Raw genomic sequence first — 15,341 nt, forward strand, 5'->3', positions numbered from 1 at the left:
AAATGGTTCTGTCTTTCGCTATCTGGCTGCCAATCTTTTTTGGCTTGCTGGTCCTTGCCTCGGGTTCCGACCGTAGTCGCGGCTACGTCCGCTGGATGTCGCTGTTCGGCTCGGTCGCCAGCTTCATCGTGACGCTGCCGCTGGTATTCCACTTCGACCGTTCCACGGCTGCCATGCAGTTCGTCGAGAAGTCGAACTGGATCGAGCGCTTCAACATCAACTACCACCTGGGTGTCGATGGCATCTCGATGTGGTTCGTGGTGCTGACCGCCTTCATCACGGTGATCGTGGTGATCTCCGCCTGGGAAGTGATCACCGAGCGCGTGGCCGAGTACATGGCCTCGTTCCTGATCCTGTCGGGCCTGATGGTCGGCGTGTTCTGCGCGCTCAACGGCATGCTGTTCTACGTGTTCTTCGAAGCCACGCTGATCCCGATGTACATCATCATCGGTGTCTGGGGCGGCCCGAACCGTGTGTACGCGGCTTTCAAGTTCTTCCTGTACACGCTGCTCGGCTCGCTGCTGACGCTGGTTGCGCTGCTGTACCTGTACAGCAAGACCGGTACTTTCGAGATCCTCGAATGGCACCAGGCCAAGCTGTCGATGAACGAGCAGATCGCGCTGTTTATCGCCTTCTTCCTGGCCTTCGCGGTCAAGGTGCCGATGTGGCCGGTCCATACCTGGCTGCCTGACGCCCACGTGGAAGCGCCGACCGGCGGCTCGGTGGTGCTGGCCGCCATCATGCTGAAGCTGGGCGCCTACGGTTTCCTGCGTTTCTCGCTGCCGATCGCACCGGACGCCAGCCATAGCATGGCCGCCTTCATCATCACCATCTCGCTGATCGCGGTGATCTACATTGGCCTGGTCGCGCTGGTGCAGGCCGACATGAAGAAGCTGGTGGCGTACTCGTCGATCGCCCACATGGGCTTCGTCACGCTGGGCTTCTTCATCTTCAACGAGATCGGCATCGAGGGCGGCATCATCCAGATGATCTCCCACGGCTTTATCTCGGGCGCGATGTTCCTTTGCATCGGCGTGCTGTATGACCGGGTGCACTCGCGCCAGATCGCCGATTACGGCGGTGTGGTGAACACCATGCCGAAGTTCGCGGCGCTGTCGGTGTTCTTCGCCATGGCCAACTGCGGCCTGCCGGCTACCTCGGGTTTCGTCGGTGAGTTCATGGTCATCCTGGGCGCGGTCAAGTTCAATTTCTGGATTGGTCTGCTGGCAGCCACGGCACTGATCCTGGGCGCCGCCTATTCGCTGTGGATGGTCAAGCGCGTGATCTTTGGCGACGTGGTGCACAAGCACGTGGCCGAACTGGTCGACCTGAACAAGCGCGAGTTCCTGATGCTCGGCCTGCTGGCGATCATGACCCTGTATATGGGCCTGTATCCGAAACCCTTCACCGATGTGATGCACGCTTCCGTGGTGAACCTGCTGTCGCACGTGGCGCAGTCGAAGCTGTAATCGGGGAGAGAAACAAACATGCAACCGTCCTCGACATTGGCACCTGTGGCGCCAATCATTTTCCTGGCGATCGCGATCGCCGCGGTCAACTGGATCGACCTTGCCCGTGGCAAGAGCCGCACCAGCGTGGCCTATCCGCTGTCGCTGCTGACCACGCTGGTGCTGACCGTGTGGTTCGGCATCAACGGCGTCGCCGGCGAGACCCACTACGCGTTCGCCAACCTGGTGGTGGTGGACCCGATGGCCAACCTGCTGTCGGCCTTCGCTTCCGCGGCGCTGTTCGTCACGCTGGTCTACACCCGTAGCTACCTGGCCGACCGCGACATGTTCAGCGGCGAGTTCTACATGCTCGCGCTGTTCACGCTCGGCGGCCAGATCGTGATGATCACCGGCAACAACTTCCTGACCCTGTACCTGGGCCTGGAACTGCTGTCGCTGGCATCCTACGCGCTGGTGGCCTTGCGCCGCGACAGCCGCGTGACCTCCGAATCCGCCATCAAGTACTTCGTGCTGGGCGCACTGGCCTCGGGCTTCCTGCTGTATGGCATGTCCATGCTGTACGGCGCCACCGGCTCGCTGAACCTCGGCCAAGTGTTCCGCGTGGTGGAATCGGGCCGCGTCAATACCACCATGCTGGCGTTCGGCGTGGTCTTCATCGTGGCCGGCATTGCGTTCAAGATGGGCGCCGCACCGTTCCACATGTGGATTCCGGACATCTACCAGGGCTCGCCGACCGCGGTGACGCTGCTGATCGCTGGCGCGCCCAAGCTGGCTGCGTTCGCCATGGCGCTGCGCCTGCTGGTGGAAGGCCTGCTGCCGCTGGCGGTGGACTGGCAAGTCATGCTGATGGTGCTGGCTGTGGCGTCTCTCGCCATCGGCAACCTGACCGCCATCGTGCAGACCAACCTGAAGCGGATGCTGGCTTACTCCACCATCTCGCACATGGGCTTCCTGCTGCTGGGCCTGCTGTCCGGCGTGGCCGACGGCAAGGCCGACGGCGCCGCCAGCGCCTACGGTTCGTCGATGTTCTATGCCGTGACCTACGTGCTGACCACGCTGGGCACCTTCGGCATCGTGCTGCTGCGCGCCGGCAAGGATTTCGAAGCCGAGACCCTGGACGACCTCAAGGGCCTGTCGCGCAAGAACCCCTGGTACGCGCTGCTGATGCTGGTGATGATGTTCTCGCTGGCCGGCATCCCGCCGACCATGGGCTTCTACGCCAAGCTGGCGGTGCTCGAAGCCGTGGTCAAGAGCGGCATGACCTGGCTGGCCGTGGTGGCCGTGCTGTTCTCGCTGATTGGCGCGTTCTACTACCTGCGCATCGTCAAGCTCATGTACTTCGATGCGCCGGCCGACGAGCGCAAGCTGGAGTCGAGCTTTGGCCTGCGTTCGATGCTGACGCTGAACGGCGCGGTCATCATTGCCCTGGGCCTGTTCCCTGCGGCACTGATGAACCTGTGCTACCAGGCGATCCGCGCCACGCTGGCGTCCTGATGCACGACGGCGGCGTAGCGATATGAGTTCATCTGCGGCGGGCTGGTTTGTCATCTTGCTGGCATTGGTCTGTGCCAACCTGCCGTTCATCAACCAGCGGCTGTTCGCGCTGATTCCGCTGCGTTTCGCCAGGAAGCCGCTGTGGATGAGGCTGGCCGAGTTGATCACCTGGTATGTGGCGGCAGGCCTGGCCGGCTTCGCCGTGGAGGCGGGACTTGGCAACGCCTTCCCGCAGGGCTGGCAGTTCTACGCCATTACCGCCTGCATGATGCTGGTGTTTGCCTTCCCGGGCTTCACCTGGCAGTACCTCGTCAAACATCGCGCGGCTTGACGGCCGGGTAGCGAAGGCGCCCGGGCCGGCCGCGTCCGGACCCGGAGCTTTCATGAGCGACAAGATTGACACGCTGGACGCTAGCGAGATCGCCGCTGGCGACGATCAAGGCCTGAAGGAAGTGTGCGTGGCGTCCGCCACGCTGCACACAGGCAAATTCCTCACTCTCAAGCAAGATATCGTCAAGCTGCCCGACGGCAAGCATGCCGGGCGGGAATATGTGCTGCATCCGGGCGCGGTGATGATGATCCCGCTGTTCAACGATGGCACTGTGCTGCTGGAGCGGCAGTACCGCTATCCGGTTGGCGAAGTGATGCTGGAGTTCCCTGCTGGCAAGCTCGATCCCCAGGAAGGCGCGCAGCGCTGCGGCGAGCGCGAGCTGCGGGAGGAAACCGGCTACAGCGCGCGGCGCTGGGATTACCTCACGCGCATCCATCCCGTTATTTCGTATTCCACCGAGTTTATCGATATCTTCCTGGCGCGGGATCTGACCGCCGGGCCGGCGCAGCTCGATGAAGGCGAATTCCTCGAGACGTTTATCGTGCCGGCAGGGCAGGTGATCGATTGGGTGCGCTCGGGGCGGATTACCGACGTCAAGACGATCATTGGGGCGTTCTGGCTGGAGAAGGTGGTGTCGGGGGTGTGGGAGGCGGGGGAGCAGGTGTTGGCGGGATAAAGGGGGGGGTGTGGGGAAGGGCAGAACCGTTGGCTTTTGTTCAAGCTTTGGATTTGATTGATGCGGCGTTGGTTTTTGGACCCAAGAGCCGTATGACATCGTCCTGCGGGGTTGATTGCTGTTTCTTTGGGCGGCGATGGTTTTTGTACCCAAGGGCCATACGACATCCCCCTGCGGGGGCTGCCGGTCACTTTTCTTTGACCGGCAAAGAAAACTAACGAAAAGAAAGCCGCCCTGCCGGGAGCAGAGCAATAAGGCTGTTTTTGCCTCGGTGGTTGCGTCGTACGGCCCGGAGTGTTGGCTGGCGTGTCCAACAGGCCCGAAGGACATCGCTACTGCATGACCCAATGGTCACGTGGTGGTGCCCCTGATCGCTTTGCGCGGTGAGCGTTCGGGCATCTGCCGTTCGCGGTGCGCAGCGCCACGATCCTGCCTGCATCGGTGGTTCCGTGGTTTTGTCTCTGACGGTGGCCGCCCGGCCATTTGATGCCCTGCCGTACCGGCGCGAGCGGCACCTTGCTATCAACTCCTCTGGTTTCGTGGTGGGCATGGCCCGGTTCGCGAGGGCCGCGCTCGCACCTCGAGGCGCTCGTCCTCCGAGACAAAACCACGAAACCAGCCACACCCGAAACGGCGCAGCACTTCGCCCCGCGAACGGCAGATGTGGGAATGGTCACCGCAAGCGAGGTCAGGGGCAGCACCACGTGACCATTGGGTCATGCAGTTGCGATGTCCTTTGGGCCGGTAGAATCCGCCAGCCAACACTCCGGGCCGTACGACGCAACCACCGCCCCACATAAGCCTTATTGCTCTGCCCCCGGCAGGGCGGCTTTCTTTTCGTTAGTTTTCTTTGCCGGTCAAAGAAAAGTGACCGGCAGCCCCCGCAGGGGGATGTCGTATGGCCCTTGGGTGCAAAAGCCACCGCAGCCGTAACAGCGTAAAATCCCATTTAACCGTGTGATCGCAGCCATACCTCGTCACCCTTTTATACAAGGCTCCCCGCCAAGGGCCCCCGTAATGGCTGCAAAAAAATTAGCACGACCGTTCACAAAATTCCGTTTCGCGGATACTATAGCTTTCGACGGGCTGGAAACATCATGAAGGTGCTCGACCTGCGCTGCGCGCAAGACCATCGTTTCGAGGGCTGGTTTGCTTCGGAGGACGATGCGCAATCGCAGATTTCGCAAAATCTCGTCCAATGTCCGGTCTGCGAAGACCATGCCATCACCCGGCTGCCCAGCGCGCCGCGCCTGAATCTCTCGGGAGCGGCCGCCGCGCCGGCGGGCAAGCCGGCCGGGGTGAAGGCCCCTGCGGCGCCGGCCACACTGCAGTCGCTTTACCTGAAGGCGGTAAAGCAGGTGCTGGCGCAGACCGAGGATGTGGGTGAACGCTTTGCCGAAGAGGCCAGGCGCATGCACTACGACGAAGCGCCGGAACGCGGGATCCGCGGCACGGCGTCGCCGGACGAAGTGCAGGCCCTTGCCGAAGAAGGCATCGATACTTTCCAGCTCGTGGTGCCGGATGCGCTCAAGCAGACGGCTCACTGAATAGCGTCCTGTGCCCAAGGCAGTGTTCTTGCCGGCGCATGACGCGCTAGCTAGAACAAACTGCCGGTCTCACACCGGCATCACTGGAGACGGGCATGGATCTCAACTATTCGGCGTCCGACGATGCCTTCCGCGCCGAAGTGCGCGGCTGGCTGGAGGCCAACCTGCCGGCGGAAATCAGCAGCAAGATTCTGAACCACCGCCGCCCCAACCGCGACGACCTGGTGCGCTGGCACAAGCTGCTGGCGGGCCGTGGCTGGTCCGCGCCGCACTGGCCGGTGCAGTATGGCGGCACGGGCTGGAACGCCACGCAGCGCCATATCTGGGACGAGGAAAATGCCCGCGTCGGCGCGCCTGGCGTGCTGCCTTTCGGCGTGGCCATGGTCGCGCCCGTGATCATGAAGTACGGCAGTGAAGCGCAGAAGAGCTACTACCTGCCGCGCATCCTGGATTGCACCGACTGGTGGTGCCAGGGTTACTCCGAGCCGGGCTCGGGTTCCGACCTGGCGTCGCTGAAGACCCGTGCCGAGCTGACCTCGGACGGCAAGCACTACATCGTCAACGGCCAGAAGACCTGGACCACGCTCGGCCAGCACGCCGACATGATCTTCTGCCTGGTCCGCACCGATTTCGAAGCCAAGAAGCAAGAGGGCATCTCCTTCCTGCTGATCGACATGAAGACCCCGGGCATCACCGTGCGCCCGATCATCATGCTCGACGAAGAGCATGAAGTGAACGAAGTGTTCTTCGACAACGTCCAGGTGCCGGTGGAGAACCGTGTCGGCGAAGAAAACCGCGGCTGGACCTACGCCAAGTACCTGCTCGGCCATGAGCGCACCGGCATCGCCCGCGTGGGCAACTCCAAGCGCGAGCTGGGCTTCCTCAAGCGCGTGGCCAAGCAACAGCAGAAGAACGGCCGCCCGCTGCTGGAAGACCCGCTGTTCGGCGCCAAGGTTGCCGCGCTGGAAATCGAGCTGATGGCGCTGGAGTTGACCGTGCTGCGCGTGGTGTCGAGCGAAAGCGCCGGCAAGGGCCCCGGCCCCGAGGCATCGATGCTCAAGATCAAGGGCACCGAGATCCAGCAGATGCTGACCGAGCTGATGGTGGAGGCCGTCGGCCCCTACGCTCAGCCGTTCGACACCGCCTACCTGGAATGCGAACACGAACACGCGGTGACCGGCTACGACGACGCCGCGCCGCTGGCCGCTTACTACTTCAACTATCGCAAGACCTCCATCTACGGCGGGTCCAACGAAATTCAGAAGAACATCATCAGCCAGATGATCCTGGGGCTGTGAGGAGACACGCGATATGAACTTCAATCTCAGCGACGAACAGAAGCAACTGGCTGACGCCGTCCACCGCTTCATCGACAAAGACTACGATTTCGAGACCCGCAAGAAGGGCATCAAGGCCGAAGCCGGCCATAGCGATGCCGCCTGGGGCGCGCTGGTCGAGCTCGGCCTGACCGCGCTGCCGGTGCCGGAAGCGCAGGGCGGCTTCTCGGGCACGCCCATCGACATGATGGTGGTGATGCAGGAACTGGGCCGCGGCCTGGTGGTCGAGCCGTACTTCGCCACCGTGGTTGCCGCCTACGCGCTCAAGCTGGCCGGCGGCCAGGACGCGCTGCTGGAGCAGGTTGCCGGCGGCGAGCTGAAGCTGGCCACCGCCTTCAACGAGCCGCATGCCCGCTATGCGCTCAACGACGTGCGCGTGACGGCCAAGGGCGGCAAGCTCAATGGCCGCAAGGTCGTGACGATTCACGGCGCGCAAGCCGGCAAGCTGGTCGTCTCGGCGCGCACCAGCGGCGCCGACGCCGACACCAATGGCATTTCGCTGTTCCTGGTGGACCCGAAGGCGGCCGGCGTCAGCATCACCGACTACCGCACCATCGACAACCTGCGCGCCGCCGATATCACCTTCAAGGACGCACAGGGCGAGCTGCTGGGCACCGAAGGCGCGGCGTTCGCGCTGATCGAGCAGGTGGCTGACTACGCCGCCGTGCTGCTGTGCGCAGAAGCCGTTGGCGTGATGGACACGCTCAACGCGGCCACGCTGGAATACGCCAAGACCCGCCAGCAGTTCGGCGTGCCGATCGCGCGCTTCCAGGCGCTGCAGCACCGCATGGTGGAGATGTTCATCCACGCCGAGCAATCGCGTTCCATCACGTTGCTGGCTGCCGCCAAGTTCGACGAGGCCAGCCCGGAAGAACGCCGTCGCTTTGCCTCGGCGGCCAAGGCACGCGTGGGCCAGGCGGCTCGCTCGGTCGGCCAGGAGGCCGTGCAGATCCACGGCGGCATGGGCGTCACCGACGAACTGCCGGCGGCGCACATGTTCAAGCGCCTGACGCTGATCAACACCACCTTCGGGGATGTCGATCATCACCTGTCGCGCTTCGCGGCACAGCCGGGCTTCCTGGAAACGGTCTGATCCAGGTTGAATCAAAGAACCGCGCCGGTTGTCCGAGGCGCGGTTTTTTGTTATGAGTTGATCTCGTATCTTTTGCCGCGATTTTCTTTGCCGCGATTTTCCCACCTCGCATCGCGCATCTCGCATTCATCGTTGACGGAGCGATTCATGTCCACCCTGTATTTCGAAGATTTCGCCGTCGGCAGCAAGCGCGAACTCGGGTCCCACCTGGTGACGGAGGAGGAGATCCTGACCTTTGCCCGCCAGTATGATCCCCAGCCCTTCCACATCGACAAGGAAGCCGCGCAAAAAAGCATCTACAAGAACCTGATCTCCAGCGGCTGGATGACCTGCTCGATCATGATGCGCCTGCTGGTGGACAACATGACCTCCAAGGCCGCCAGCATGGGCTCGCCCGGCGTGGATGAGATCCGCTGGCTCAAGCCGGTCTATGCGGGCGATACGCTGAGCGTGTCGCTGGTGGTGCTGGATGCGCGCGCTTCCTCGTCCAAGCCGGACCGCGGCGTGGTGCACACCCAATGGGAAGCCACCAACCAGCGCGGCGAACTGGTCTGCACCGTCAAGGGCATGGGCATGTACGGACGGCGGCCCGCCTGACGATTCTCAAGCATCATCCCGGCCATCCCGGCTTCTACAGATAACGCGTACAACAAGGAGACACCATGCGTACCATCGCTTCGCTCGAAGAACTGGAAAGCCTGCAGGGCCAGGAAGTGGCCATCAGCGACTGGATCGAGATCACCCAGCAGCAGGTCAACCAGTTCGCCGAAGCCACTGGCGACCACCAATGGATTCACGTCGACGTGGAGCGTGCCCGCCGCGAATCGCCGTTCGGCGGGCCGGTGGCCCATGGCTTCCTGACGTTGTCGCTGCTGCCGGCGTTCATGCACAACGCGCTCGATATGCCGGGCGTGAAGATGGGTGTCAACTATGGCCTGAACCGCGTGCGCTTTACCGCGCCGGTGCCGGTCGGCAGCCGCCTGCGCGCTCGCGTGAAGCTGCTCTCGGTGGAGCGCCTGGAGCCCCTGCCGAACGCGCCCGCGCTGGTTGGCGCCCAGTCCACCTGGGAAGTCACGGTGGAGCGCGAGGGCAGCGAGCGGCCGGTGTGCGTGGCGGAATCCATCAGCCGCCGCTATTCGTAAGCCAGACAGGCCGCGACGGCCGCCACGGCCGGCGCGGTCTGGTTGAGGTTGTTCCGCCAGGCGCGGTTCAGGCCGGCAAACGTGCGGCCGCTATGTCTTGCGGCGAGGCCGCCAGCGCCTTTGCGGAACGCTCGGGATTGATCCAGCACAAGCCAATCACGCCACTTGCCAGCAGCAGCAGGGCGTTGATCGTGAAGCCTGCTTCAAAGCCGCCGTTCATGCCATGGCGCTGCACCAGTTGCCCCACCACCGCCGGCGCCAGGATGCCGGCCAGCGTGATCAGCGCCGTGTGGATCGACAACACGCTGCCGCGCTGGCCCTCTGGCACGATCTGCGCGAGCATGGCCGGGGTCAGGGCGAACGCCACGGGCGGCAGGCATGCCGCCACGGCAATCAGCAAGCTCTTGGGCACCGGCGCCAGCGTGATCGATGCGATCGCCAGGTACACGCCGCCGCCTGCCAGCGCGGCCACCGAGATGAGCACGCCACGCGCGAGCCGCGACGATGCGCCCGCGCGCAGCATGCGCTGCGACAACCAGCTGAGGATCAGCGTAACGGGCATGGCCGAGGCCACGATGGCCGCATACCAGCGCCCGGTGGTGACCGGGTCGAAGCCCAGGCCTTTTTCCAGGTAGGCGGGCAGCCAGGTCAGCCCCAGCGCCAGCGCCCAGTATGCGCAAAAGCCGATGGCCAGGCAGGCCAGCACGGTCGGGTCGCGGAAGATGCGCCGATAGGGCAGGCGCACGGGCGTGGCCGCGGTGCCGGCGCGTGGTGCGCTTGCCTGCGTGAGCGGTCCCTCGCGTCCCACGCAGAGCCACATTGCGCTCCACGCCATGCCGATGCCGGCCAGGATCATGAAATTGGCGCGCCAGCCCCATCGGATCGTCACCAGCGGGATCAGCAGTCCAGCCAGCAGCAGGCCTACGGTGGCCCCCTGGTTGATCATCGCCACCGGCAGGTTGCGCTTGTGGTCCGGAAACCATTTGAATAGCGCGTGCACGGAGATCGGGAAGGCCGGCCCTTCGGCCGCGCCAAGCAGCATGCGGCACACCAGGATGGTCATGGCCGATCCCGCCAGCGCCAGTGGGACCTGCAGCACGGCCCACGACAAGCCCATCGCCAGCAGCAGCCAGCGCGCGGCCACGCGATTGGACAGAAAGCCGACCAGCACGGTGGATAGCGAGAACAGCCAGAAGAAGCTGCTGGCGATCAGGCCGAACTCGGCCGGCGGCAGCTTCAGGTCTGCCATCAGCGGCACGGCGACCATGCCCAGCACGATCTTGTCGAGGAAGTTGATGAGCGAAAGCCAGGTCAGCATCGAGGCCATGGCCCAGGCGCTGCGTGGCTGGTAGGACGCAAGTGGTTTCATCGGTCGGCCTTAGGATCGGTTCAACGTGTTGGCTTGGCGCTCGTTTGTCGCGGTGGTCGCTGAATCCAGGTGCTGCTCGATCAGTGCGAGCAGGCGCTCGGGCTGCTCAAGCATCACCAGGTGCCCGCTGTCGATCTCCGCGTAGCTGGCGCCGCTGATTGCCGCGGCGAGCGCGCGGCAATGCGCCGGCGGCACCATCTGGTCGTGGCGCATGCCGATCACGAGCGTGGCGGCGCGGATGCGGGGCAACAGCGGCGTGATGTCGATGATGGCGTCGAGCCCGGCCTGGCGGTCGCTGCCGGGTGCCAGGCCCGCGCCGAAGCGCCGCAGCATGCCCTCGACGGTGGCGTCGTCCATGCGCGCGATGAAACCCTCCGATACGCCATTGAGCAGGACCATGCGCGCCAGTTGATGGCGGTCCGAGCGCGCCAGCGACTGCCACAGCGTAAACAGCAGGCGCATGCGGCTATCGGTCCGCGCCCAGGCGCCGAACAAGACCAGGCGCCGCACGCGCTCAGGCATCAGCGCGGCCGCGGCGGCGGCCACCACGCCGCCTAGCGAATAACCGACCAGGTCCACGGGCAAGTCGCCCGCCAGCGCCATGCAGTCGCGCACCTGTCCGACCAGCGCATCGAGCGTCAGCGGCGCGCCGTCGTCACGGGTTTCGCCAGAGCCCGCAAGGTCCAGCGCCAGGCAGCGCCTGCGCAGCGCGAGCCCGGGCAGCAGGGCGGCCCAGTTGGTTTCCGCGCTGGAACTGGTGCCGTGTACGAGAAGAGTCGGCCGTCCGGTGCCGGCCTCGATCAGGCTGGTTCGGATAGGCTCCGACGCGATTTCCAGGCGTTGCATGTCGAACTCCCTTGGGTTCTCTTGGCGGGCTGGGTGCAGGCAGGCTTACTGGGCGGTGATGCCGCCGTCGACCGTGAACTGCGAGCCTGTGATGTAGCGGCCCTCGTCGCTGGCCAGCAGCAGGAACACGCCGACGATTTCCTCTGGCGTGGCCAGGCGGCCAAGGGGCGTGAAGGCTTCGATGCGCGCGCGTGCGGTGCCGCCACCGGCATCGCGCTGGTCCAGCGCGCCCTGGACCATCGGCGTGTCGACGAAGCCCGGGTGGATGGAGTTGACCCGCACCGGCGGCTTGAGCGTGGCGCCGTGCAGGGCGGCGGAGCGCGTGAGCAGCGTGACGCCGCCCTTGGCCGCGCAGTAGGCGGCAACCTGCGCGCCGCCCACCTGGCCGTAGACCGAGGAAACATTGACGATGGAGCCGCCCGCGCCCATCAGCGGCAGCGCGGCGCGGCAGCCCAGGAAGACGCCGGTCAGGTTGACGTCGAGCGTGCGCTGCCAGTCGGCCAGCGTGCAATCCGCCACCGAGCCGCGCAGCGCGATGCCGGCGTTGTTCACCAGCACGTCCAGTTTGCCGTGCCGTTCGCGCACCGCGCCCATGGCGGCTTCCCAGTCCGCCTCGCTGGTGACATCCAGCCTTTGGTAATGCGCCTGCACGTCTTGCGCCAGGATTTGCCCGGCGGCATCGTCGATGTCGGCGAGCACCACGCGCGCGCCGGCTTGCGCCGCCGCGCGCGCGAAGGCCGCGCCCAGGCCGGACGCGGCGCCGGTGACCATGACCACTTTGTCTTGCAGCCGCTGCATGTGAAGTCTTCCTCGAACGGTGGGTGTCAATGCAATCGATGTCGTGGATGTCGTGGATGTCGTTGATGTAGTCGATGTCGTTGATGTGGCAGGCGCCGGCGGCCGGGCAATGCTAGGGCCGCTCGCCGGCATGGCGCAGCACGAAGTGCCCCCAGTCCGGCTTGCGCGTCTTCCACCAATAGGCCGTGGCATGGCTCGACCAGTTGTTGATGACCCTGCCGCTGGCCGACTTGTACCAACTGCTGCACGAGCCTGCCCAGGCGGTCTGGCCGATGGCCGCCTGCAACGCCTGGTTGAAGCGCGTCACCACCTCCGGGCGCACCTCCATCGAGGCGAAGCGCGCCGCGCGGCAGGCCTGGATGCACTGCAGGACATAGCGCGCCTGGCACTCGAGCATGAAAATGATGGAGTTATGGCCCAGGTTGGTATTGGGGCCGTACAGCACGAACAGGTTGGGAAATCCCGGCGCCGTCATGCCGAGATACGCCTCCGGATCCTCGCGCCACTGATCGGCCAGGGTGCGTCCGTGGCGGCCGGTGATGCGGATCGGCGCGAGGAAGGAGCGGGCGTCGAAGCCGGTGGCGAAGACGATGGCGTCGGCCCGATGCCTGGCGCCGCCGGCCGTGACCACGGCGTCGGCTTCGACGCGCTCGATGCGGGCGGTCTCGACATGGACGTTCGGCCGCTTGAGCGCCTGGTAGAAATCGTCGGAGATCAGGATGCGCTTGCAGCCGATCGGGTAGTCGGGCGTGAGCTTGGCGCGCAGCACCGGGTCGGGGATCATGTGCGCGAGGTAGCGGCGCGCCAGCGTTTCCAGTTCCCGGTTGCGGCCGCTGTCCCGCTGCATGCGCCCGAAGCGCAGTTCACGCTGCAGGTAGAGGTGCCAGCGATGCAGCCGGGCCGTCCACGGGTGGCGTTCGAAGCGCGCCTGTTGTCCGGACGTATAGGCCTCGCCATTGCGCGGCAGCACCCAGTTGGCGCTGCGCTGGAATACCGTCAGCTTGCCCGCTTCCGGCGCGATGCGCGGGATGAACTGCAGCGCGCTGGCGCCATTGCCGATCACCGCGACCTGCTTGCCGCGCAGATCGGCGTCATGCCGCCAGCGCGCGGAATGGAAGGCCGTGCCGGCAAAGCGGTCCAGCCCTGCAATGTCTGGCGCCAGCGGGCGGTTGAGCTGTCCGGTGCCGCTGACGAGGATGCGCGCGGCGATGGTGTCGCCGTTGCTGGTGCTCACCCGCCACAGGCAGGCGGCGGCGTCGTAGCGCGCCTCGGTGACCTCCGTGCCGAAACGGATATGCCCGAGCAGCCCGAAGCGCTCGGCGCAGTGCTGCAGGTAGCGATGGATCTCCGGCTGGGGCGAGTATGCGCTGGACCAGTCCGGCTTGGGCGCGAACGAAAAACTATAAAGATGGGAGGGAATGTCGCAGCCGCAGCCCGGGTAGGTGTTGTCCCGCCAGGTGCCGCCCACCGTGCCGGCCTTCTCCAGCACGACAAAGTCATGGATGCCGGCTTGCTTGAGCTTGATGCCCATGCACATGCCGGCCACGCCGGCGCCGATGATGACGATCTGGTCCGCGCCGGGCGTCGTTGACGCTTTCAATGGGCTGTCTCCGTCGTGCTTTTTTATGGGTAGTCGCGGCGCGTGCGGCAACGCCGTGGCGCGCAATCGAGAGGCCACCATAGAGCCGATTGCGGATTCGGGCAAGTCACGGTGCAGCATGCGTGCCCCCATGTGCCCCAATCTGAATCAGCCGGCGGCGGCGCACAGGCTTGGTGCGTGACGCTTGCGCACTACCGTGGTGCGATGGGTGGCCTGGCGGCCTCTGGAGGCGCGCCAGGCCGTGTACACAGCCTTGTATACAAGCTTGTATGCCATGGCATGCTAGTTGCAGAAGAAGTACCCGGGGTGCGTTGTTCCTTTATCCAACACGACAATCTGGGAGCTGCAATGAAAAGACGTGACATGCTGAAGCTGTCGGCGGTAGCCGCCGCGGCCTTGTTTGCAACGGCAGGCGTGAGCCCGCTGGCATTGGCGCAGTCCAAGGAACCGATCAAGATCGGTATCCTGCATTCGCTGTCCGGCACCATGGCCATTTCCGAGACTTCGCTCAAGGACGTGGCGCTGATGACCATCGACGAGATCAACAAGAGTGGCGGCGTGCTTGGCCGCAAGCTCGAGCCGGTCGTGGTCGATCCCGCTTCCAACTGGCCGCTGTTCGCCGAGAAGGCGCGCCAGCTGATCACCAAGGACAAGGTTGCCGTCACGTTCGGCTGCTGGACCTCGGTCTCGCGCAAGTCGGTGCTGCCTGTTTATGAAGAGCTGAATTCGCTGCTGTTCTATCCGGTGCAGTACGAAGGCGAGGAGATGTCCAAGAACGTCTTCTACACCGGCGCGGCGCCCAACCAGCAGGCCATTCCCGCGGTGGAATACCTGATGAGCAAGGAAGGCGGCGGCGCCAAGCGCTTCTTCCTGCTTGGCACCGACTACGTCTACCCGCGCACCACCAACAAGATCCTGCGTGCCTTCCTGAAGAGCAAGGGCGTGGCGGACAAGGACATCGAAGAGGTCTACACGCCGTTCGGCCACAGCGACTACCAGACCATCGTCGCCAACATCAAGAAGTTCTCGCAAGGCGGCAAGACCGCCGTGATCTCCACCATCAACGGCGACTCCAACGTGCCCTTCTACAAGGAGCTGGGCAACGCCGGCCTGAAGGCCAAGGACGTGCCGGTGGTGGCGTTCTCGGTGGGCGAGGAAGAACTGCGCGGCATCGACACCAAGCCGCTGGTGGGCCACCTGGCCGCATGGAACTACTTCATGTCGGTCAAGAACCCGGAAAACGAAGCCTTCAAGAAGCAATGGGCGGCGTGGGTCAAGGCGAACAACCTGCCGGGCGGCGACAAGCGCGTGACCAACGACCCGATGGAAGCCACCTACGTGGGCATCCATATGTGGGCGCAAGCGGTCAAGAAGGCCGGCACGACCGATCCCGACAAGGTGCGTGCCGCGATGTATGGCCAGACCTTCAAGGCGCCGGACGGCTTCACCCTGACCATGGGCGAGAACCACCACCTGTACAAGCCGGTGATGATCGGCGAGATCAAGGGCGATGGCCAGTTCACGGTGGTGTGGAAGACGCCCAAGGCCGTGCGTGCGCAGCCGTGGAGCCCGTTCATCGCGGGTAACGAAGGCAAGCCGGACAAGGTGATGTAAGCAGGGCTCCCGCCTGGCGCTCTCC

General features: G+C 64.7%; 14 protein-coding genes. 10 read left to right on the forward strand and 4 right to left on the reverse strand.

The features are described 5' to 3' along the window. Positions 1-2: 2 nt before the first annotated feature. From ACX12D_RS05920 to ACX12D_RS05960, 9 genes are all read left to right on the forward strand, one after another. Complete coding sequence (locus tag ACX12D_RS05920; RefSeq protein ID WP_459373265.1) at positions 3-1,469, forward strand: NADH-quinone oxidoreductase subunit M; 1,467 nt, start codon at positions 3-5, stop codon at positions 1,467-1,469. Between the two features lie 18 nt (positions 1,470-1,487). Further along, positions 1,488-2,963, forward strand: coding sequence for an NADH-quinone oxidoreductase subunit NuoN (gene nuoN / locus ACX12D_RS05925; RefSeq protein ID WP_459373266.1), 1,476 nt, complete (start codon positions 1,488-1,490; stop codon positions 2,961-2,963). Positions 2,964-2,985: 22 nt separating this feature from the next. Beyond that, complete coding sequence (locus ACX12D_RS05930; RefSeq protein WP_174426490.1) at positions 2,986-3,294, forward strand: DUF2818 family protein; 309 nt, start codon at positions 2,986-2,988, stop codon at positions 3,292-3,294. Between the two features lie 52 nt (positions 3,295-3,346). Continuing rightward, a complete protein-coding gene (locus ACX12D_RS05935) occupies positions 3,347-3,970 on the forward strand; it encodes an NUDIX domain-containing protein (RefSeq protein ID WP_459373267.1) in 624 nt (207 codons plus the stop codon). A gap of 1,097 nt (positions 3,971-5,067) precedes the next feature. Continuing rightward, on the forward strand, positions 5,068-5,517 hold the full coding sequence (locus tag ACX12D_RS05940; protein WP_459373268.1) for a DUF1178 family protein: 450 nt from the start codon (positions 5,068-5,070) through the stop codon (positions 5,515-5,517). Between the two features lie 95 nt (positions 5,518-5,612). Further along, on the forward strand, positions 5,613-6,815 hold the full coding sequence (locus tag ACX12D_RS05945; RefSeq protein ID WP_043344761.1) for an acyl-CoA dehydrogenase family protein: 1,203 nt from the start codon (positions 5,613-5,615) through the stop codon (positions 6,813-6,815). 13 nt (positions 6,816-6,828) lie between these two features. Next, a complete protein-coding gene (locus tag ACX12D_RS05950; RefSeq protein WP_441633489.1) occupies positions 6,829-7,947 on the forward strand; it encodes an acyl-CoA dehydrogenase family protein in 1,119 nt (372 codons plus the stop codon). A 147-nt stretch (positions 7,948-8,094) separates the two neighbouring features. Further along, positions 8,095-8,544: a MaoC family dehydratase gene (locus tag ACX12D_RS05955; RefSeq protein ID WP_459373269.1), complete on the forward strand. Its 450-nt coding sequence runs from the start codon at positions 8,095-8,097 to the stop codon at positions 8,542-8,544. Between the two features lie 65 nt (positions 8,545-8,609). Then, positions 8,610-9,089: a MaoC family dehydratase gene (locus ACX12D_RS05960; RefSeq protein ID WP_459373270.1), complete on the forward strand. Its 480-nt coding sequence runs from the start codon at positions 8,610-8,612 to the stop codon at positions 9,087-9,089. A gap of 67 nt (positions 9,090-9,156) precedes the next feature. Here the strand turns inward: ACX12D_RS05960 and ACX12D_RS05965 are convergent, their stop codons facing one another. From ACX12D_RS05965 to ACX12D_RS05980, 4 genes are all read right to left on the reverse strand, one after another. After that, complete coding sequence (locus ACX12D_RS05965; RefSeq protein ID WP_459373271.1) at positions 9,157-10,458, reverse strand: MFS transporter; 1,302 nt, start codon at positions 10,456-10,458, stop codon at positions 9,157-9,159. A 9-nt stretch (positions 10,459-10,467) separates the two neighbouring features. After that, entirely contained in the window at positions 10,468-11,304 is an 837-nt protein-coding gene (locus tag ACX12D_RS05970) for an alpha/beta fold hydrolase (protein ID WP_459373272.1), read from the reverse strand. A gap of 45 nt (positions 11,305-11,349) precedes the next feature. After that, the gene (locus tag ACX12D_RS05975) at positions 11,350-12,102 is read right to left on the reverse strand and encodes an SDR family oxidoreductase (RefSeq protein ID WP_459373273.1); all 753 of its coding nucleotides are present in this window, start codon (positions 12,100-12,102) and stop codon (positions 11,350-11,352) included. Between the two features lie 112 nt (positions 12,103-12,214). After that, positions 12,215-13,702 carry a flavin-containing monooxygenase gene (locus ACX12D_RS05980; RefSeq protein WP_459373274.1) on the reverse strand — a complete coding sequence of 496 codons (1,488 nt, stop codon included), beginning with the start codon at positions 13,700-13,702 and terminating at the stop codon, positions 12,215-12,217. 348 nt (positions 13,703-14,050) lie between these two features. Between ACX12D_RS05980 and urtA the strand changes: the two genes are divergently transcribed. Beyond that, a complete protein-coding gene (gene urtA / locus ACX12D_RS05985; RefSeq protein WP_459373275.1) occupies positions 14,051-15,316 on the forward strand; it encodes an urea ABC transporter substrate-binding protein in 1,266 nt (421 codons plus the stop codon). Positions 15,317-15,341: the final 25 nt, after the last annotated feature.

This window comes from Cupriavidus sp. PET2-C1 (assembly GCF_054515855.1).